Below are 18,335 nucleotides of genomic sequence, written 5' to 3'. Positions count from 1 at the left end.
GCCGGGGTCTTACGGACCGGACGGCGGTACGGGGGTGGGGTTCACAGCCCTGACCGAGCCGCGTTCTAATAGGGCGTCATGACCGTTGACGCAGAACTGCCCGCCGGGGTGCCCGGTATCGACGTCCCCCGGCTGGCGGCCTGGCTGGCCCGTGAGCTGCCCGGATCGGGACGGATCAGCGCGATCGACCTGATCGCGGGCGGGCGTTCGAACCTCACGTACGGCATCACGCTGGACGGGGGCCGCCGCGTCGTGCTGCGCCGGCCGCCGCTCGGCCACGTCCTGCCGACGGCGCACGACATGGGCCGCGAGTACCGCGTGCTGTCGGCGCTCGGCCGCGGGACGGCGGTGCCGGTGCCGGCGACGCTGGCCTTCTGCGACGACGAGGAGGTCATCGGCGCCCGCTTCTACCTCATGGACTTCGTCGAGGGACGCGTCCTGCGCACCCGGGAGGACGCCGCCGGCATCACCCCCGAGCAGGCGCGCGGCCTCAGCGACGCGCTGGCCGAGGCGCTCGCCGCGATCCACACGGTCGACGTGCGGGCCGTCGGGCTGGGGGACTTCGGGCGTCCGAGCGGCTACATGGAGCGCCAGCTCAAGCGCTGGGGCAAGCAGTGGGACAGCTCGCAGGAGGCCGTCCGCGCCACGGGCAACGCCCATGACCTGCCCGAATACGACCGCCTCGTGGCACGGCTGGCCGAACGGCTTCCGGCCGACGCCCCGGCCCGCCTGGTGCACGGCGACTTCCGGCTCGACAACGCGCTCGCCCGGCTGGAGCCGCGCCCGGAGATCGCGGCCGTCGTCGACTGGGAGATGTCGACGCTCGGCGACCCGCTGTCCGACCTCGGGCTGACGCTCGTCTACTGGGCCGAGGCGGCCGACGCGGAGCAGCTGCCGGTGGGCGCCACGATCACCTCCGCGCCCGGCTTCCTCACGCGCCGCGAGTTCGCCGGACGGTACGCCGAGCTGACCGGCTTCGACCTCGCCGACCTCGACTTCTACGTCGCGTTCGCGTGCTTCAAGCTCGCGGTCATCCTGGAGGGCATCCACGCCCGCTACCTGCAGAACGCGACGGTCGGCGAGGGCTTCGACCAGATCGGCGGCGGGGTGCCGCTGCTGCTGGACCGCGCCCACCGCACGCTCGACGCCGGCTCGGTCCGGTAGGCGCCCGCCCGGCGGCGGGCGCCTCGCTCAGCAGCGGTAGGTGACCGTCGCCGAGCGGCCGGAGGAGAACATCACCGTGCCGGTCTGCCGGCCCCAGCAGAACCCGGACGCGCGCGAGACCCGCACCCCGCCGCTCTGACCCGCGTCGAGGTGCCCGGAGCCGCCCGCGCTGACGGGCCCGGACGTGCCGGTCACCTGCCAGTTCACGTAGCCGCCCACGGCGGTGACCGTGACGGTGCAGGAGTCGTTCCTGCCCATGTCGCAGCCGCTCACCGACAGCGTGCCCGGCTTGGGCGGCGTCGGCGCGCTGGTGGTGGGCGGCGCCGGCGGCCTGCTCGACGGCGGCTTCGACGAGGACTCGGACGCCGACGGCGACGGCGACTTCGAGGGCGACTTCGACGCGGACGGGGACGCCGTCGGCGACGTGGGGGACGAGGGGTCGGTCGGTATCGGCTCCGGCGCGGTGGAACCGCCGGGCGGGGTGCTGCCGCCGGGGGTCACGGGACCGGTCGCCGCCGCGTTCGTCCCGTCGTCCCCGCCGCCGAGCCACGCCATGCCGCCGCCGAACAGCACCAGGACGCCGACGCCCACCGCGACGGCGGCGAGCAGCGGCGCGCGCCGCTTGCCGGGCGCGCGGTCGCGGGCGCGCGGGGCGGTCGGCTGGTAGGGGAGCGGCCAGCCGTACTCGTCGAACGGCTCGGTCCAGGCGGCGATGGCGCGGCGGTTCCCGGCGCGGTCCTCGGCGGTCGCGGCGGTCAGCACGTCCAGCCGCAGGTCGGCGGGGATCGCCGCGATCGGCAGCACCGACAGCAGCCGGTCCGGCGGCAGCGGCGGCGTCTCCCGCGCCCCGCACACCGGGCAGTTCTCCACATGCCGGACGAGCGCCGTGGACGTCTGCGGGGACAGCGGCCACGACTCGGTCAGCGCCGCGACGCTCGGGCAGTCCTTCCAGTGGTTCTGCGCGATGAGGGCCGCGTGCAGCGCGGCGGCGAGGTCCTCGCGGGCCTGCTGCGCCAGCGCGAGCGTCTCCTCCAGCGGCATGCCGAAGATGCCGGACAGGTCCACCTCGTCCAGCTCGTGGCGGACCGACAGGTCGATGGCCTCGCGCTGCCGCCCGTTGAGCGCGGCGAGCGCGCTGTGCGCGAGCAGCCGGCGCTCCTCGCGGCGGGCGAGCTGCTCGGGCGTCAGCTCGTCCTCGGCCTCCGGTGCCTCCTGCCCGGTGTGCCGGTTCGGGCTGTCGCGGCGCCGCATGCACTCCTTGCGGGCGATCGCGTAGAGCCAGCCGCGCAGCCGCGCCGGCTCGGTGAGCCGGTCCACGTGCTCGCGGGCGGCGATCACGACGTTGCGCAGGGCCCCGGACGCCTCGACGCGGTCGCGCAGCAGGCCGTGGCAGTAGTCGAAGAGGAACGGCGCGTAGGTGTCGTAGACCTCGGTCAGCGCGATGACGTCCCCGGCTCGCAGCGAGTCCGCCAGCCTGAGGTCGTCATTCTGCGCGGCCCCTGGCTCACCGGCCACGGGAACCCTCCCAGTCGAAATCGGTGTTCAAAGATCTGCCCCCGACGAGCCCCGACGCGCGTCGGCCGACTCAGGTTGCCTGATCTTGCCACCAAGTTGCTGGGATTTCTCCTTTATGAGCGGATTTAAGTGACGAATCCGGTACGCCCCGTGGCCGTATCGCCATGTGGGAGTGCCCTCCCGGCGATAGAAGTGATCTGAGTCACTTTCGCGATCAACTGGTCCGCTGGCCGCCGCCGGGGCCGCCCCCGTCGTCCGGCTGGCACGACAGCGTCACGGTGCGCACGTCCCCGTTGGAGAAGCTGACCGTTCCCGAGCCGCCGGGCGGAGTGCAGGTCCCGCTGACGCGGGCGTAGCCGGTCTGGCCGCTGCGCAGCGTGCCGCCCCCGCTGGCGCTCAGACCGCCGGACGCGCCCGTGACCGACCAGGTCACCGTCCCGCCGACGGCCCGCACGGGGATGGTGCAGCTGCCCGGGCCCGCGCCCTCGATGGTGCAGGAGCCGATCGCCAGCCGGCCGGTCTTCGGCTGGGTGCGGGTCGCGGTCGGCTTCGGCGAGCGCGACGGCTCGCGCGTCCTCGTCGGGGTCGGCGTCGGCGAGGTGGTCGTCGGCGTCGGGGTGGCGGACCGCGTGGGCGTCGGGGTGTCGGACGGCTCCTGGGACTCGGTCGGGGAGGACGGCGACACCTCGGGCGCCGACGTCCTGTCCGAGGGGCTCTGCGCGGCCGTCGGCTCGCCGGACGGGCCCGACATCAGGTAGAACGCCGCCGCGACGACCGCGATGACGGCGGCCGCCGCGGCCAGCGCGGCCCACACCCCGCGCCCGCTCCCGCCGCCGGTTCCGGACGGCGCGGCGCGCACGGGCTCCTGCTCGACCATGGAGGGCCAGCCCCAGTCGTCGAACGGCTCGGCCGTATGCGCGATGGCGGCGAGGTCGGGAGCCAGCGCCGGGTCGGTGGCGGTCGCCATGACGAGCCCGCGCAGGTCGTTCGGCATCATCGCGACCGGCAGCACCTGAAGGAGCCGCGCCGCCGAGACGGTGCGGTCGCGCCGGGGCCCGCAGACGCCGCACGAGTCGATGTGCTGGACGAGCCTGTGCACGGCCGGCGGCGGGAGCGGCCATCCGGCGCCGTCGACGATCGCCGCGGTCTCGGGGCAGTCGCCGCGTCCCGTGCGGGCGATGTAGGCGGCGGCGAGGGAGTCGTCCAGGCGGGCGCGGGCCTCGGCGGTCAGCGCCGCGGCCTGCTGCGCGTCCATGCCGAGGACGCCGCCGATCTCTCCGGCGTCCAGGCCGTGCCGCAGCAGCAGGTCGAGCGACTCGCGCTCGCGCCCGCGCAGGCCGGACAGGGCGGCGTGGACGAGCCGCCGGGCCTCCTGGCGCCGGGCGAGCTCCGCGTCGTCCAGGAAGCCGTCCTCGACCTCGGGCGCCTCGCGGCGCTGCGCGGGACGGTCCGGGTCGCGCAGCCGCCGCATGCACTCGTTGCGGACGAGCGCGTACAGCCAGCCGCGGAAGCCTTCGGGGTCGCGGAGGACGGACACGTGCGCGTAGGCGGCGATGAGCGCGTCGTGGAGCGCGCCGGCCGCCTGGTCCTGGTCGCGCAGCAGTGCGTGGCAGTAGTCGTACAGGCGGGCCGCGTAGCGGTCCATGACCTGGATGAGGGCACTCGGATCGCCTGCCGCCAGCGTCCGCGCCAGGCGCTCGTCGTCGGCGCGGTCGAGACTGGGCCAACCGGACACGAAGTCCTCCTGCGGGCTTGCTCGGAATCCTCGTCCGGGGCGTCCGGGACGCCGGGGACGGGCTGGAAGATCTCAGAGGGAGCGGTGCGCTCTCCCGGCCCCGGTCGGTCGTCCGACCGGCGGCCGCCTCCCGGTCACGGGCCTGGGAGGGGAGTAGGTCGGAGGCCCGACGGCCCCGCTCCCCGTCGGGCCTCCACATAGATTGACGGCCGAATCCGGCGCCCGGTTGACATGGATTTCAGGGAAAAATCAAGAACTACCTGGCGCATCCGGAAGATCACCGACTGGTGGTCACTGGATCCGGCGGGACAGCATCTTCAGGAAGATCTTGGAGATCTCGCCGGGCGTCATGGCGATCTGCACGTTGCCGTTCGTCGCCGCGGCGATCTGCTCCAGCTCGCCCCGGTCCACGCCCTTGCCGAACCCGATCATGTTCACCTGGATCGGCTTGTTCGGGTCCTGCATGTCCTTGAGCTGCTTCAGCGTGTCCTGCAGCGACGGGCCGTCCGGGTCGTCGTTCTTCCCGTCGGTGAGCAGCAGGATCGAGTTGCCGAACTCCGGCTTGTAGGAGTCGTTCATGCTCTTGTACGCGGCCAGCATCGTCCGGTACAGGCCGGTGTCGCCGTCCGGCTTCGGCTTCATCTGGTTGAGCGTGGACAGCACCAGGCCGCGCCGCGTGTTGGACCCGATCCGATCGCCCAGGGCGCCGACCGGCACCGTCTCCTTGTACGGGGTCTTGCCGTCCATGTTCGTCGAGAACAGCCACTGGCCGAGCTCGGTGTCGTTGGACATCATGCTGAGCCCGCCCTGCGAGACCTGCGCGATGGCCTGGAGGCGGTTGACGTTCGGCCCGACCTTCTCGGCCATCGAGCCGGACACGTCGATCAGCGTCAGCATCCGCAGGCCGAGCGACAGCTTCGACCACGCCTGCATGACCTTCGCGACGTCCTCGCTCTTGGGCGCGGGCAGCTGCCGCGGCCGGGCCGGGCTGACGCCGGCCGCCTCGCCGAACCCGGGCGGAGCCTTGCCGTCCGTCGCCCGGAAACCGGCGTCGAGGACGTCCTTGCGGGTCGCCTCGGTCCGCATCGCCTGTTCGAGCAGGCGGGCGGCCTTGCGCTGGGAGGCGCCCTGGGCGGTGACGGTGAACGGGTAGTCCATCGACAGCGTGCCCTCGATCGGGTACAGCGCGACCGCGGGCTCGGCGGGCCTGCTCCGGTTGTAGGAGTAGAGGGCCTGCTCCGACGACAGCGAGATCGGCTGCTTGCCGGTGCGGTCCTTACGGAAGTGCTCGAACTCCGCCTTGACGTTCGGGACGGTGCTCTCCCGGACGGTCCGGACGATGCCCGTGAAGATCGAGTCCCGGTTCGGGTCGTTCGCCAGCAGCGTGCTCGTGACCATCAGCGAGCCCATGCCCGCGGCGTTGCGCATCGGGTCGGGCACGACGAGCCGCACCGACCCCGCCGGGATCATCTGGTTCTTCGTGACGGCGCCGCCCGCGACGCCGCCCGCGGCCTTCAGCAGGTTGTCCCACGACGGGCTGGCGGTGATGCCCTGCTTCTTCAGCTCCACCGCGAGCGTCCGCGGCAGCCCGACCACGATCGGGCTCGTCGCGAGGGAGGTCTTGGTGGACACGACGCCGCTCTTGTCGCCGTTGTCGCCCTCGGTCCTCGCCAGCGAGACCCAGAGGGACGAGTCGGGGATCCACACGTCCGGCCGGTCGTTCGCCACGGCCTGCCCGGACAGCAGCGTCGTCACCGAGAAGGGCTCGACCCTCTTCACGGTCGCCTTGACGCACTTGCCGTCGACCTTGTGCTTGCCGTCGTTGAACCGTCCGGCGGCCTTCTCCACCACGGGCGCGATGTCGTGCGCGACGGCGACGGACAGGTCCATCGCGCCGTCGCCGGAGCAGCCGCCGCCGCTCTCGGCGAACGCGTAGACGCCCACGCCGAGCAGCAGCGCCAGGCCCACAGCGCCGGCCATCGGACCGATCAGCGCGGTCGCGCTGCGTTTGCGCCTGCGGCGCCCGTACTCGTAGCCGCCCGAGCCGCCGCCGTAGCCGCCCGAACCGCCCGAACCACCGGATCCGCCGCCGTAGCCGCCGGAGTCACCCGAGCCGCCGGAGCCGCCGAAGAAACCGGCCTGGCCGCCGTCCGACCTGCCGATGGCGTCGTACTCGCTGTAACCCGTCCCGGCCAGCGGCGAGGACGCCGGGGGAGGCCCCTGCGGGGACGCGGCCCTCGGCTCCTCCCCGTACCGGCCCTGCCCGTAGACCGGCTGCTCGGACGACTGCCGGGGCGTGAACCACTCGGGCGTCTCACCGGACCCGCCCGGCGCCATGCCGGGCGGGGCGCCCTGCGGGCCCGCCGGGGGCTGGGCGAGCGGCGGGCCCAGGCCCACCCGCCCACCGAACCAGTCGGACGACCCGTCATTGGCCGGCCCGAAGACCGGGGTGGACGGGTCGTACCCGCCTTCACCCGTCCCTTCGGGGAAGTCATTGCGATGACGTCCGCTCACGGCTGCCCTCGATTCACCTGAAACCGGCCGATGTTCCCCGGCACTGTAGTAGTACGCCCCAGAGGTTACAAAGGACTCAAAACTGCTAATGACGCAGGTCATGAGCGTGAGTCCCGGACGAACCTGGCAGCGCGCACGGCCGCCGCGCCCAGCGATCGGAGGGGTACGAGCGTACGCGAATCCCTCTCTAGAACCGGATTCAGTGGCCTTTCGCGGCCGGATCCGGCCGCCGCGCAGCCGGGGCACCGCCCGCCCGGCGGCAGACTTGGGGGATGGCCAGCCTGATCCCCGTCTCCGACCCCGCCGACCCGCGCCTCGCGGACTACGTCCGCCTCCGCGACGTCAACCTCCGCAAGAGCCTGGAGGCCGAGCACGGCCTGTTCGTCGCCGAGGGCGAGAAGGTGATCCGCCGCGCGGTCGGCGCCGGGCACCCCGTCCGGTCGCTGCTGATGGCCCGGCGCTGGGCCGAACCGCTGGCCGACCTGCTGGACGGCGTGGACGCCCCCGCCTACCTGGTCGACGACGCCACCATGGAATCCATCACGGGCTTCCAGGTGCACCGCGGCGCCCTGGCCTCGCTGGAGCGCCTCCCCCTGCCGTCCGTCGACGCCGTCCTCACCCCGGCCCGCCGTGCCCTTGTCCTGGAGGATCTTGTCGACCATGCGAACGTCGGCTCCATCTTCAGGTGCGCCGCCGCCCTGGGCATCGACGCGGTCATCCTGTCGCCGAGGTGCGCCGACCCCCTCTACCGCCGGTCGGTGAAGGTGTCCATGGGGGCGGTCTTCGCGATCCCCTACGCTCGCATGACCAACTGGCACGACGACCTCGGGACGCTGCGCGCCGCCGGCTTCACCCTGCTGGCCCTGACCCCCGACCAGACCGCCACGCCCATAGAGAAGGCGTCCATGGGTGACCGCGTGGCCCTGATGCTCGGTTCGGAGGGCGATGGCCTCTCGTCCCACTGGCTGGACGAGGCCGACGAGCCGGTGTGCATTCCCATGAGCGGGGACGCCATGTCCGCCGGCGTCGACTCCCTCAACGTCACCGCGGCCGCCGCGATCGCCTGCCACACCCTCATGCGGTAGCAGGACTGTCCGAACGCCGGAAATGGGTGCGGCCCTCCTGCGCTTTCCGCGCAGGAGGGCCGCACCGGGCCGGTCAGTTGTAGAAGGTCGCGCTGTGGATGTCCACCGGGTTGGCGGCCTGCCCGGTGGCCACGCCGTAGACGGCCACGAAGGACGAGCCGGTCGAGACCAGGCCGGTGTAGTCACCGAGCATCCGGCCGGAGCTCGTCGCCGGCACCGTGCGCGCGTCGAACGGGCCCTCGATGTGCCGCTCGCGCCACGACCCGGGCTTCGTGCAGTCGGTCGCGCAGGTCACGGCCCAGAAGTCGGTGGGCAGGGTGGCGGCGGACGTGTTGTTCCGGAAGTCGTAGTAGGTGATCGCCACGGTGCCGCCGGGGGAGACGGCGATCGCCGGCACCGCGGCGGAGCCGGTGGGCGTCTTGTCCACCCGGACCGGGGCGGACCAGGTCTTCCCGTTGTCCGCGGACCGCGCGTACGCGACATGGAAGGTGCCGTCGGCGTCCTGGCTCGGCCAGACCGCGTTCACCACCTTGCTTCCCGGCCGTGCCGCCAGCAGCGGGAGCGTGGCGTTGCGCACCGGGTCACCCGAGTTGTCGGGGTCGGGGATCCTCGTGCCCACGGCCATGGGCGCCGCGACGTTCAGCGTCGGCGCGGACCACGTGGCGCCGCCGTCGGTCGAGCGGATGACCTGGGTGGCCGCGGTGGTGTTGGTCTCGTGGTGCATGCCGATCAGCAGCGTCCCGTCGGCCATCGTTACGAGCTCGGTACCGATGACACCGCTGTTGGCCGGGAAGTCGTACACCTTCTTCGTGGTCCAGGTGCGCCCGTCGTCGGTCGACTTCGCCATGTAGATCGGCTGCACCCAGTCGCCGTTCGGCTGGGTGTCGACCCTGTCCCACACCGCGTAGACCGTGCCCGGGTGGTACGGGTCGGCGGTGATCGCCGGGCGGTCGTTGAAGAACCGGGCGTCGTCGTCGCGCTGCAGGGTCACCGGGGCGCCCCAGTGGTCGCCGCCGTCGCCGGACCGCGACACCAGGATCGCCGTCACCTCGCCGGTGCGCGAGAGCGAGAACGACGCGGCCACCGCCGCGCCGGACGGCGTCATCGTGACCCAGTGGTCCGTCGTGACGTCGTAGTCCCCGCCGTTGGCGGCGGTGCCGCCGTCGCACCGGGAGAACGCGGGCTGGTCCGCCGACCGGCGCCAGGTCGCGCCGTAGTCGTCGGACACGGCGGTGCCGGTCCCGTTACCGCCGTAGCGGTTCCACCTGTCCTGCTGGTACACCGTGACGAGACGCCACGGCCGCTTCGGGTCCCGCGCCACCATGGGCTGGACCTCGGTGTTCGGGTTCAGGACATAGCCGTCGCCCTCGGGCAGTCCGCACCCCTGCGGCAGGGCGCTGGTGCCCGAGACCGGCACCACGCCGGCGGGATCGGTTCCATCCGCCGACGCGGCCTGGGCCGCGAAGGCGAAGGCGAACAGGGTGGCCGCTGCGACCATGGCCGACCTGGAACGTCGATTCAACGGTGCATTCCTCGTCCTCGATGGGGGGTCTCGCCGGAGACGCCGCCACCTGGCCGGCAGCGCGTTCCCAGCAAAGGCCGAACAGCAGGACGACATTACAGCCCAAGATCGACTTCCTCGCCCGCTTCGCCTCGGCGCACCTCGTCTCCCGCGTCGGGAATCGTCCGGAGAGGCTATTTGGACAATGTCCAACCTGGTCCCGGGGGTGCGCCGGTCGGCCGAAAATGAGGACATCCATAAATGGAGTTCCGGCCAATCTGAGCGGGGTCGAGCGGCTCGGCGCCACCGCGGCCGCTGCGCTCGCCCGCCGTGCCCTCACGCGGAGGGCGCCTCCTGGCGGAGCGGGCGCCGCGACGGCTACGCGACGGCGGCCTCGTCGTCCCGGTCGGCCAGGAGCCGGGCCAGCCGCTCCCTTTCCATGAACGCCCAGTCCTCCGGGTCGTCCTCCCAGTCGACGCGCTCCTCGATGTCGAGGCCGGCCATGAACTCCTCGTGGAGGCCGGACGGGTTCTGCCGGACCGGGTCGGAGAACTGCCACACCTCCACGGCGGCCCTCAGGTCGCCGCGGTCGGCCAGCAGTTCGGCCAGCCGCCTCGTCGTCGGCGCGGCGTCGCCGTAGGCGCGGGCCCATACGTCCAGAGCGGCTGCCAGGTCGCCGTGCTTCGCCAGGACCTCGCCGAGGCGTCCGGCCGCGTTCCGGTCGCCGGCCTCCGCTCGGGCGCGCAGCTCTGCGATCTCGTCCTGGTTCGGTACGTCACCGTTTGTCCGAATTTCCATTACCGGTCACCTCTTCCGGGGGCAGCAAGGGCGCTGGCAAGGAACAGCCGCTTCGGGAAAGTAACCATTCCAGAGGGCCTCAAACCGCTTCCGTCCGGCGAGTTGCCGGGCCGGGCCCCTGATTGCGGAAGGAAGGGCGCGCGGTCGCCGCCGTTTCGCCGGACGCGCCGCCCACCCGCCGACGATCGTCAAGGCGCGCTGCGCGAACCGGGGTATTCGCTTGCCTTGGAACGGGCCCGCCGGTGCCGCGCCGCCTCACGGTCTACGCCGTTCCCGCCGTCATTCATCAGTTTCGCCGGTGGGCGATCCGCATCGGTTCGGACCCTTGGCGTCGCCGTGCGTGAGTATTTCCGGTCCCGTTCTCCGCGCATCGGAAAGGCATTTGTGAGATTCTCATTCGAGAATCCGCCGTTTCCAGAGCCGATGCGGTGCGGAGTGCAGGCGGTCGAGTTCCTCGGGGCATGCCTCCAACGAACGCGAGCCACCTGTCGAAAGCGTGACCGGCGCGTGAGCCGCGCTGATCGCCTGGGTGAAGGACGCGGGCGCCGGGAATCAGCGGCCGAACATGCCGCCCCGCGGTCGGCGGTGCGTTCCCCTGGGCCGCCTCGGAGCCCCGGCGGGCACGCGGCGGCGGCCGAGGCGCAGCTGCGTCAGCAGCAGCGAGAACGCCACCATCAGCGCCGCCAGCCAGGCGATCTGCGTGCTGGCCATCCGCTCGAACGTCAGGTCCTGCGCGACGGGCGCCTGGTTGCCCTGGAGGCGGCTCTGCGGCGTCTCCGCCCCGGGTGCCGGGCTCGGCGCGACCGACGGGCTGGGCGCCTGGATGGACGGCAACGCCACCTGCGGGTTCTGCGGCTCGAACGACGAGTTGGGCGACGTCTGCACGGACCCGCTCGTCCCCGTACCGTTCCCGGACCCGTTCCCCGAGGAGCCGCTTCCACTGCCGGACCCGCCGCGCGACGTCCCCGAGGACGTGGAGTGCGACGGCGTGGGCGACGGCTTCGTGGGTTTGCGCGACGGCGACTTCGTGGGCGTCTTCGAGGGGGTCGGGGTCGGCGTCTTCGTGGGCGGCGGCTTGGACGGGACGACGTACTTGAACGTCGTGGTCCCGGCGACCGGGGCGAGGTCGGCCGCGTCGACGGTCACGATGATCGTGTAGACCGCCGTCTCCTCCGGCCCGTCCTTCGGGACCGTCACATGCGACCTGACGGGCGTGCCGCTCTTCCCGTCGGCGAGGTCGCCGACGGCGCACCCCGCCGACTCGAACGGCGCGCCGCAGTCACCGGTCACCGTCGTGCCCTTGAGGGTCGCCGTGATGTTGGTGACCTTGATGTTCGCCACGTCGCCGCCGACGGCGGTGACCGTCGTCGTGATGTCGAGAGAGCCGCCGGGGTCCAGCCTGGCCGCCGTCGAGGCGACGTCCACGGTGAGCTTGCCCGTCGCGGGGGACGCGGGATCCGACCCTGAGGGGGAGGGCGACTCGTCGGCCACGGCTGACGCGCCCCCGGCGGCGAGGATGGCCGCCGTGCCGAGCCCAACAAGGATCGGTTTCACCGTCGCTCGGCAGATCACTGCCGCCGCACCTCCGTCGCGTCGCCGTTGAGCGCTTCCGTCCGAGGGATCGCCTCGGCACACATGCGAACACGGATCCAAGGGCCAAATCAACCCCACCCGGTCAGACGAACTCCTCCCGGACGTCCTCGATCTCCGACCCGGGCGCCCAGGCCTGCCAGATGCCCTGGTCGACGCGGTCGAGCCCGAGGCTCTCGGCGACCGGGGCCCGCCCGCCCGCGTACTCGACCCGCAGCCACGTCTCGTGCTCCCCGACGATGACGAAGCGCTCGCCGCGCCAGCGGCACGTCGTCCGGACGTAGCGGAGCTCCTCGACCTCGGACGCGGGGACGATGCGGCGGAAGCGCCCCGGGCGCAGCTCCTCGAACCCGTCCGTCGGCCCGGGCGCGTACAGCCTGATCTCGCCGTCGGCGCCCGGCGCGGCCTCGAAGTCGCGGCCGAGCCACCGCGCGACGTACCCGTCCCGGATCACTGCGCGGCCTCCGTCCGTCCGTCCCACGCCTCGGCGCCGGCGTCCGGCCGCAGCCAGGCGAGCCGGTCCGGGTCGTACATCGCGATGAACCGCTCCGACCGGTCCCTGCCGATGTAGTACATCTCCGCTCCGTACGGCAGCCGGACGCTGGTCACCTTGTACTCGCGGATCGACCCGGCGCTTCCCGGCGCGAAGCCGCTCCCCGTGAACGGCGGCCGCTCGATGACCCACCCGGACTCGCCCCAGGCCGCCATCTCCTCCTCGTCGCGCCCGCCGAACGGGACGCGGTACAGGTCGGGGCAGTACGCCGGCCACCGGATGACGTACACGCCCTCGTCGTCGAGAGAGAACGAGGAGTCGGGGAACAGCAGCCCCAGCGCCTCGTAGAGCTGGGAGGGCGTCTGCAGCTCGGCCACGTCGTTCGTGGAGTGGACGAAGCCGCCGACGCGGTCGTACCCCTGCTCCAGGTACCAGGAGACGTGACCGTGCGGCACGACCTTCTGCATGATGGCCGGCGACGAGACGCGGTCCTCGGGGTCGGTGGGCGCCTGCGGCACCGGCTCCCGCCGCGGCGGCGGCAGCGGAACCTCCGGCCGCGCCTGCACGAGCCCGACCCGCACCGCCCACTCGCTGAGCGACCGCACCTGGTCGCCGTGCAGCGACGCCCCGATGTGCGTGCCCGGGTTGAGCACCATGGCCCAGTCCTCCCGGGGCCACGCGCCGATCAGCTCCCGGAAGTCGGCGTACACGAACCGGGACTGCGGCAGCACCTCCCGCAACCGGACCATCGACGTGAACACCTGCACGGACACCGCGTCCCGCAGCGCCGCGTCCCACCGGAACTCCCGCTGGACGGGCGTCACCTCAAGCGGCGCGTCATCGGGGATCGGCACGAGCACGTTCGCGTTCAGCAGCACCCGCAGGAACGCGTCGGAGTCGCCGCCCGAAGCCGCCTCGAAGAGCTCCTGGTCGATCCGGTTCCCCGGCTCGAACTCGGGCTCCGGCTCCCCGACGGCATGCAGCGCCCGTCCCGCCCCCGGCTCCCCGGCAGGCGCGCCGTCATCGCCGCCTGCCTCCGCCTGGCCAGGGTGCGCGGCGTCCTGAGGAACCGCCGCGAGGCCGCCCGGCGTCGCTTCCCCGGGCGCCTCGCCGACCGCGCCATGCGATGGGATCGGCGTGCCCGCGCGGTGAAGTTCCGCTTCCCCCGGGGTGCCAGATGTGGCGCCGGGAGGTTCGGCGCCCTGGACGCCCGCGTCCTGACCGGGCCGCGCCACCCCGTGAGGCGCGACGGGCCCCGCAACACGGCGGTCGGCGCCGTCCGGCAGGCGGCCGTCTCGTCCGGCCCCATGCTCCGGCGCGGCACCGAGAGATCCGGTGGTCCCGGACGGTACGCCGGGCGCGTCCGACCCGGTGTTCGGCGGCTCGCTGCCCTGAGATCCCGCACCGGGGAGGCCGGGCCCCACACCAGAACCCGTCGCGCTGGGCACGCCCGCGTCGTCGGGAAGACCCGACGCGGCACCGAAAGGCCCGGTGCCCTGAGGAGCAGCGGTGTTCGGCGGGGTGGCGGGCGCGTCCAATCCTGGGCCCGTTGTCGTGACGCCCTGTGTCGTCGCACTAGGAAGGCCCGGCTGCGGGCTTACGTCCTCTGGCGCGCCCGATCCGCTGTTCGGCGGCTCGCTGCCCTGGGACATGGCCCCGGGCAGCCCCGGCTCTACAACCTCTCCGACGGGGTTCGGCGTGCCCGGGGCGGGCGCATCCGATCCTGGGCCTGTTGTCGTGGGGCCCTGTGTCGTCGCACTGGGAAGGCCTGGCTGCCTGATGCCATCGTTCGGGTTGGTCGCGCCTGTGTGGGGGCTTACGTCCTCTGGCGCGCCCGATCCGCTGTTCGGCGGCTCGCTGCTCTGGGCCACGGCCCCGGAAAGCCCAGGCTCCACGACCCCGCCGACGGGATTGGGCGTGCCGGGGACGGGCGCGTCCGTGTGGGGGCGGCCGGCGTCGTCTGGCGCGCCCGGCTCGCTCCCCGGCGCCGCGAGGTTCTGAGAGGTGGTCGCCGGAAGGCTCGGCTCCGGGACGCCGCCGGACGGGCCGGTCGTGTCGGGAATGGCCGTGCTCGGCGCGCCCGCGTAGGGACGGCCCGCGTCGTCTGGCAGGCCTGGCTTGGTGTCGAGGGGGCCGCCGTTCTCAGGCGCAGGCCCGGGAACGCCCGGCTTTGCGTCGCCGCCGGAGGGCGTGGCCGTGCCGGGAGCGGTCGTGCTGGGCAAGTCAGCGTGCGCGCGGTCCGCTCCTTCTGGCGCGCTCGGACCGGTGGCCGGTGTCTCAGTGTGCTGAGGCGCAGGCCCGGGAACGCCAGGCTCTGAAACGCCGACGCGCCCAGCAGGAAGGTCAGCAGCGACCACTGCTCGGCCCCCGCCGCGCTGGTGTCGCTTCCGTAGAAGTCGCTGAGCTGCCGCGTCAGCACGACGGCGCGCTGGTCGGTGTTGTAGGCGACCGCGCGCTCGCGCATCTCCTCGTACAGGCCGTCCGGCACGCGCCAGGGGCCGTAGGCGTACACGTCGAGGACCGGCTCCTCAGTGAGCAGCACTTCGAGATGGTCCGGCAGCCGGGGGGAACTCACCTGGGGTCGTCTCCTACGCAGCGGATCGTCGAGGCAATCACATCCGACAAGCACCTTACGGCGCGTCACGATCACGCACACCCCCGTTGCCGCGGGTTGGCAGGCGGCCCGGCGTCCGCGATAGTTGTCGAACGGAAAATATTTGCCGGACGACTCCGGTCAAAGCAGCACACAAGAGGGGAACCCCCCGTGTCACCTTTGGAAGTGACCACACGGCCGGACGGCGGACGCGCCGTCCTCAGGCTGTGCGGAGAACTCGACGCCGCGGGCTCGCAGGAGCTGCGCGTCCACCTCGACGAGGCCCGCCGCGAGCACGGCGACCACCTCGTGCTGGACCTCACCGACCTCGAGTTCATGGACTCGGGCGGCCTCTCGGTCATCGTCGCCTGCTACAAGGCCGCCACCGCGGCGGGCGGAAGCCTCGTCCTCGCCGGCCCCCGGCCCATCGTCCGCCGCGCCCTGGAGATCACGGGGCTGCACCGGCGCATCCCCGTCAAGAGGACCCTCCAGGAGGCGCTGGCGGCCGAGCCCGACCGCGCCTAGGGCCGGCGCGGCCCGGGCGGGCGGCCCCGCCCTAGAGCGGGAGGGGGGTGGGGCGCTTGGGGCCGCGGCCGTCGCCGGAGGAGCGGCCCGTGGCCCGGCGGCCGATCCACGGCAGCAGGTAGGTCCGGGCCCAGTGGACGTCCTGGCGCCTCATCGTGAGCCAGTCGGCGGAGTCCAGGGGCGGCCAGGGCTCGCGCCAGTCGCCCTCGACCGGGACGCCGACCACCCCGGCGACGTAGAGCGCCATGCGCCGGTGCCCCTCGGGCGACAGGTGCAGGCGGTCCTCGTACCAGGCGCGCGGGTCGTGGAAGACGCGCAGCGGCCACAGGTCCACCACCGAGCAGCCGCGGTGGTCGGCGATCGCGCGCAGATGCATGTTGTAGGTGGCGGCCTTGCCCCGGATCCGGCCGCCCGAGCGCAGCCCGCGCGGGTCGAACCCGGTGAAGACCACGACGCGCGAACCGGTGGCGCGCAGCCGCCGGACCGCGTCGTCGAACACGACCGCGGCCGCGTCGGGGTCCGCGCCCGGACGGATCATGTCGTTGCCGCCCGCGCACAGCGTCACCAGGTCGGGCGAGAGGCCGACGGCGATCGGCACCTGCTCGTCCACGATCTGCCGCACGAGCTTCCCGCGGACGGCCAGGTTGGCGTAGCGCAGCTCCGGGTTCAGCACGGCGATGTGCTCGGCGAGCCGGTCGGCCCAGCCGCGGAAGACGTCGGTCTCGCCCGGGTAGGGGTCGTTCATGCCCTCGGTGAAGCTGTCGCCGATGGCCACGAACGTTCCGATCTTCTCCACTTGGCTCATCGCAACCCCCAGAGCGGATTCATGCTCGATCACGACGAACAATCATGCATCGTGCACACGACCTACGCGACCGTAGCCCCCGGCCGGACCGCGCCGCGCCCCCCGCGCGCGGCGTCTAGGTCCAGCTCGGGGACGTGGTGCCGAGCTGCCCGCCGGGGGCGCCCGGCGCGGGGGCGCCCGCGGGGGCTCCGGCGGCGTGCACCGTCATCGCGTGCTTGACCAGCGTGATCAGCACCTGCTTGGTGGACTCGCGGCTCCGCGCGTCGCACTGCACGATCGGCACGTGCGCGCTGATCGACAGGGCGTCGCGGATGTCCTCGACGGCGTACTGGAACTCGCCGTGGAACCCGTTGACCCCCACCACGAACGGCAGGCCGAGCTCCTCGAAGTAGTCCACCGCGGCGAAGCAGTCCTCCAGCCGGCGGGTGTCCACCAGCACGACGGCGCCGATCGCGCCGCGGACCAGGTCGTCCCACATGAACCAGAAGCGGTGCTGCCCGGGCGTGCCGAACAGGTAGAGGATCAGCTCGCTGTCCAGCGACACGCGGCCGAAGTCCATCGCGACCGTGGTGGTCGTCTTGTCCGGGACGGCCGACAGGTCGTCCACGTCGGCGCTGGCCGCGGTCATCACCGCCTCGGTGGTGAGCGGCATGATCTCCGAGACGGAGCCGACGAAGGTGGTCTTGCCGACGCCGAAGCCACCACCGACGACGATCTTGACCGAGGTCAGCTCGGCCTCCCCGCCGTGCGGCCCCGGGACCTGGTCAGAGCTTCCGAAGGCCACTGAGCACCCTTTCTAGCAAGCGGAGGTCCGGCTGTCCGCCGGCGGTGGTGGGGGACTGCGACTGGTGCAGCCGCAGCAGCCCCTCGACGGCCATGTCGGCCACGAGGACGCGCGCGACCCCGAGCGGCAGGCGCAGCAGCGCGGACACCTCGGCGACCGAGCGGGCCGACCGGCACAGGTCCATGATCGCCCGGTACTCCGGGGTCAGCACGGCCACGTCCCGCGGCGGGTAGGGCGCCGCGGTGACCAGCGCCTCGATGGCCAGGTCGTAGCGCGGCCTGGTGCGCCCGCCGGTGACCGCGTACGGGCGCACGAGCGAGCTGCCGTCGTTGTCGTCGCGCTCGGGGGGACGGCCCTGCGCGGGGGCCCGCCCCTGGTCACCCGGCCAGCGGCCGCCGCCTCCGGGACCGCCCCCGAAGGGACTGCCTCGATCCATGTCGCCGACCTCCGTCAGAGTCAGTCACGGTCAATAGCGGGCGGGCCCGGCGCCCATCTCGGTCACGGAAGGCCCCGAGTACGGTGGCTGCTCCTGGGCGCGCAGGGCGGGAGTCAGCACCCGTCCCACCCGCTCCACCAGGAGCGTCATCTCGTAGGCCACCAGCCCGAGATCGCAGTCGGGCGCCGCCAGCACCGCGAACACCGACCCGTTCGTGATGGACATGACGAACAGCAGCCCGCGGTCCATCTCCACGACGGTCTGGTTGACCCCGCCGGCGTCGAAGATCTTCGCCGCGCCCTGGGTCAGGCTCATCAGCCCCGAGGCGATCGCCGACAGCTGGTCCGCCCGCTCGGGCGGGAAGCCCGCCGAGTAGGCCATCGGCAATCCGTCCGAGGAGACCACGACGGCGTGCGCGACCTTCGCGACACGGTCCGCGAAGTTCGTCACCAACCAGTTGAGATCCTGCCCGCTCACCGGGTGCCTCCTGTCTCGCCGTCACTCTGTGACGGCACCTCACCTGACGTGCCTGCGCCGCGTGCCTCATGGCGTCCGCGGTGGACGCCGCGCTGCAGGCTCGCAAAGCGGTTGCGTACGACGTCGGCCGACTGGCCGTGGCCCTGCTCCTGCTGTCCCTGCGGCTGCCCGGGCGCCTGGCCGACGACCGGGAGGCCCTGCGTCGGCGCCTGCGGTCCCTAGCCGTCCGGCCCCGGGCAGGGCCGAAGCGTCTCCAGCCGATACAGCCGCAGTCGGGGACCGACCGACCGTCGGGATGTCCCGGACGGTCGGTAGATCGG

At 72.9% G+C, this 18,335-nt stretch carries 15 protein-coding genes; 3 read left to right on the top strand and 12 right to left on the bottom strand.

What is annotated here, in order from left to right; genetic code table 11:
• The first annotated feature begins 78 nt into the window (after window positions 1–78).
• A complete protein-coding gene (locus AB0K37_RS13250) occupies window positions 79–1,164 on the top strand; it encodes a phosphotransferase family protein (protein ID WP_363979371.1) in 1,086 nt (361 codons plus the stop codon).
• Window positions 1,165–1,191: 27 nt separating this feature from the next.
• Here AB0K37_RS13250 and AB0K37_RS13245 read toward each other — a convergent pair whose 3' ends face one another.
• From AB0K37_RS13245 to AB0K37_RS13235, 3 genes are all read right to left on the bottom strand, one after another.
• Window positions 1,192–2,679, bottom strand: a complete 1,488-nt coding sequence (locus AB0K37_RS13245; protein WP_363979368.1) for a sigma-70 family RNA polymerase sigma factor — start codon at window positions 2,677–2,679, stop codon at window positions 1,192–1,194.
• A gap of 214 nt (window positions 2,680–2,893) precedes the next feature.
• A complete protein-coding gene (locus AB0K37_RS13240; protein WP_363979365.1) occupies window positions 2,894–4,414 on the bottom strand; it encodes a sigma-70 family RNA polymerase sigma factor in 1,521 nt (506 codons plus the stop codon).
• Window positions 4,415–4,705: 291 nt separating this feature from the next.
• Complete coding sequence (locus AB0K37_RS13235; RefSeq protein WP_363979362.1) at window positions 4,706–6,928, bottom strand: substrate-binding domain-containing protein; 2,223 nt, start codon at window positions 6,926–6,928, stop codon at window positions 4,706–4,708.
• Window positions 6,929–7,200: 272 nt separating this feature from the next.
• Between AB0K37_RS13235 and AB0K37_RS13230 the strand changes: the two genes are divergently transcribed.
• Window positions 7,201–8,013, top strand: a complete 813-nt coding sequence (locus tag AB0K37_RS13230) for an RNA methyltransferase (RefSeq protein ID WP_363979359.1) — start codon at window positions 7,201–7,203, stop codon at window positions 8,011–8,013.
• Between the two features lie 73 nt (window positions 8,014–8,086).
• On the opposite strand, the gene AB0K37_RS13225 is transcribed toward AB0K37_RS13230, so the two are convergent.
• From AB0K37_RS13225 to AB0K37_RS13205, 5 genes are all read right to left on the bottom strand, one after another.
• A complete protein-coding gene (locus tag AB0K37_RS13225) occupies window positions 8,087–9,511 on the bottom strand; it encodes a sialidase family protein (RefSeq protein WP_363979356.1) in 1,425 nt (474 codons plus the stop codon).
• A 381-nt stretch (window positions 9,512–9,892) separates the two neighbouring features.
• Window positions 9,893–10,312, bottom strand: coding sequence for a hypothetical protein (locus tag AB0K37_RS13220; protein WP_363979353.1), 420 nt, complete (start codon window positions 10,310–10,312; stop codon window positions 9,893–9,895).
• A gap of 552 nt (window positions 10,313–10,864) precedes the next feature.
• Complete coding sequence (locus AB0K37_RS13215) at window positions 10,865–11,866, bottom strand: hypothetical protein (protein ID WP_363979350.1); 1,002 nt, start codon at window positions 11,864–11,866, stop codon at window positions 10,865–10,867.
• A gap of 121 nt (window positions 11,867–11,987) precedes the next feature.
• Window positions 11,988–12,356 carry a hypothetical protein gene (locus AB0K37_RS13210; protein ID WP_353832141.1) on the bottom strand — a complete coding sequence of 123 codons (369 nt, stop codon included), beginning with the start codon at window positions 12,354–12,356 and terminating at the stop codon, window positions 11,988–11,990.
• Window positions 12,353–13,630, bottom strand: coding sequence for an SseB family protein (locus tag AB0K37_RS13205; protein ID WP_363979347.1), 1,278 nt, complete (start codon window positions 13,628–13,630; stop codon window positions 12,353–12,355). Before AB0K37_RS13205 ends, AB0K37_RS13210 begins: the two co-directional genes overlap by 4 nt.
• A 1,544-nt stretch (window positions 13,631–15,174) precedes the next feature.
• Between AB0K37_RS13205 and AB0K37_RS13200 the strand changes: the two genes are divergently transcribed.
• Complete coding sequence (locus AB0K37_RS13200; protein WP_345184612.1) at window positions 15,175–15,513, top strand: STAS domain-containing protein; 339 nt, start codon at window positions 15,175–15,177, stop codon at window positions 15,511–15,513.
• A 31-nt stretch (window positions 15,514–15,544) separates the two neighbouring features.
• Here the strand turns inward: AB0K37_RS13200 and AB0K37_RS13195 are convergent, their stop codons facing one another.
• The 4 genes from AB0K37_RS13195 to AB0K37_RS13180 all read right to left on the bottom strand — a co-directional run bounded on the left by AB0K37_RS13195 (window position 15,545) and on the right by AB0K37_RS13180 (window position 18,015).
• Window positions 15,545–16,318 carry an SGNH/GDSL hydrolase family protein gene (locus tag AB0K37_RS13195; RefSeq protein WP_363979344.1) on the bottom strand — a complete coding sequence of 258 codons (774 nt, stop codon included), beginning with the start codon at window positions 16,316–16,318 and terminating at the stop codon, window positions 15,545–15,547.
• A gap of 115 nt (window positions 16,319–16,433) precedes the next feature.
• Entirely contained in the window at window positions 16,434–17,048 is a 615-nt protein-coding gene (locus AB0K37_RS13190) for an ATP/GTP-binding protein (RefSeq protein WP_363979426.1), read from the bottom strand.
• Window positions 17,049–17,082: 34 nt separating this feature from the next.
• On the bottom strand, window positions 17,083–17,538 hold the full coding sequence (locus AB0K37_RS13185; RefSeq protein ID WP_363979341.1) for a DUF742 domain-containing protein: 456 nt from the start codon (window positions 17,536–17,538) through the stop codon (window positions 17,083–17,085).
• Window positions 17,539–17,568: 30 nt separating this feature from the next.
• Window positions 17,569–18,015: a roadblock/LC7 domain-containing protein gene (locus AB0K37_RS13180; protein WP_179836164.1), complete on the bottom strand. Its 447-nt coding sequence runs from the start codon at window positions 18,013–18,015 to the stop codon at window positions 17,569–17,571.
• Between the last annotated feature and the right edge of the window lie 320 nt (window positions 18,016–18,335).

It is taken from the genome of Actinomadura sp. NPDC049753, assembly GCF_040674655.1.
Taxonomy (GTDB): domain Bacteria; phylum Actinomycetota; class Actinomycetes; order Streptosporangiales; family Streptosporangiaceae; genus Spirillospora; species Spirillospora verrucosospora.
This window is presented reverse-complemented; position numbering and strand designations above follow the sequence as displayed.

Coding starts and splice junctions, on each gene's coding strand:
- AB0K37_RS13195 (WP_363979344.1), bottom strand. CDS start 16,318: ATGAGCCAAGTGGAGAAGATCGGAACGTTCGTGGCCATCGGCGACAGC.
- AB0K37_RS13185 (WP_363979341.1), bottom strand. CDS start 17,538: ATGGATCGAGGCAGTCCCTTCGGGGGCGGTCCCGGAGGCGGCGGCCGC.
- AB0K37_RS13250 (WP_363979371.1), top strand. CDS start 79: ATGACCGTTGACGCAGAACTGCCCGCCGGGGTGCCCGGTATCGACGTC.
- AB0K37_RS13225 (WP_363979356.1), bottom strand. CDS start 9,511: ATGGTCGCAGCGGCCACCCTGTTCGCCTTCGCCTTCGCGGCCCAGGCC.
- AB0K37_RS13220 (WP_363979353.1), bottom strand. CDS start 10,312: ATGGAAATTCGGACAAACGGTGACGTACCGAACCAGGACGAGATCGCA.
- AB0K37_RS13230 (WP_363979359.1), top strand. CDS start 7,201: ATGGCCAGCCTGATCCCCGTCTCCGACCCCGCCGACCCGCGCCTCGCG.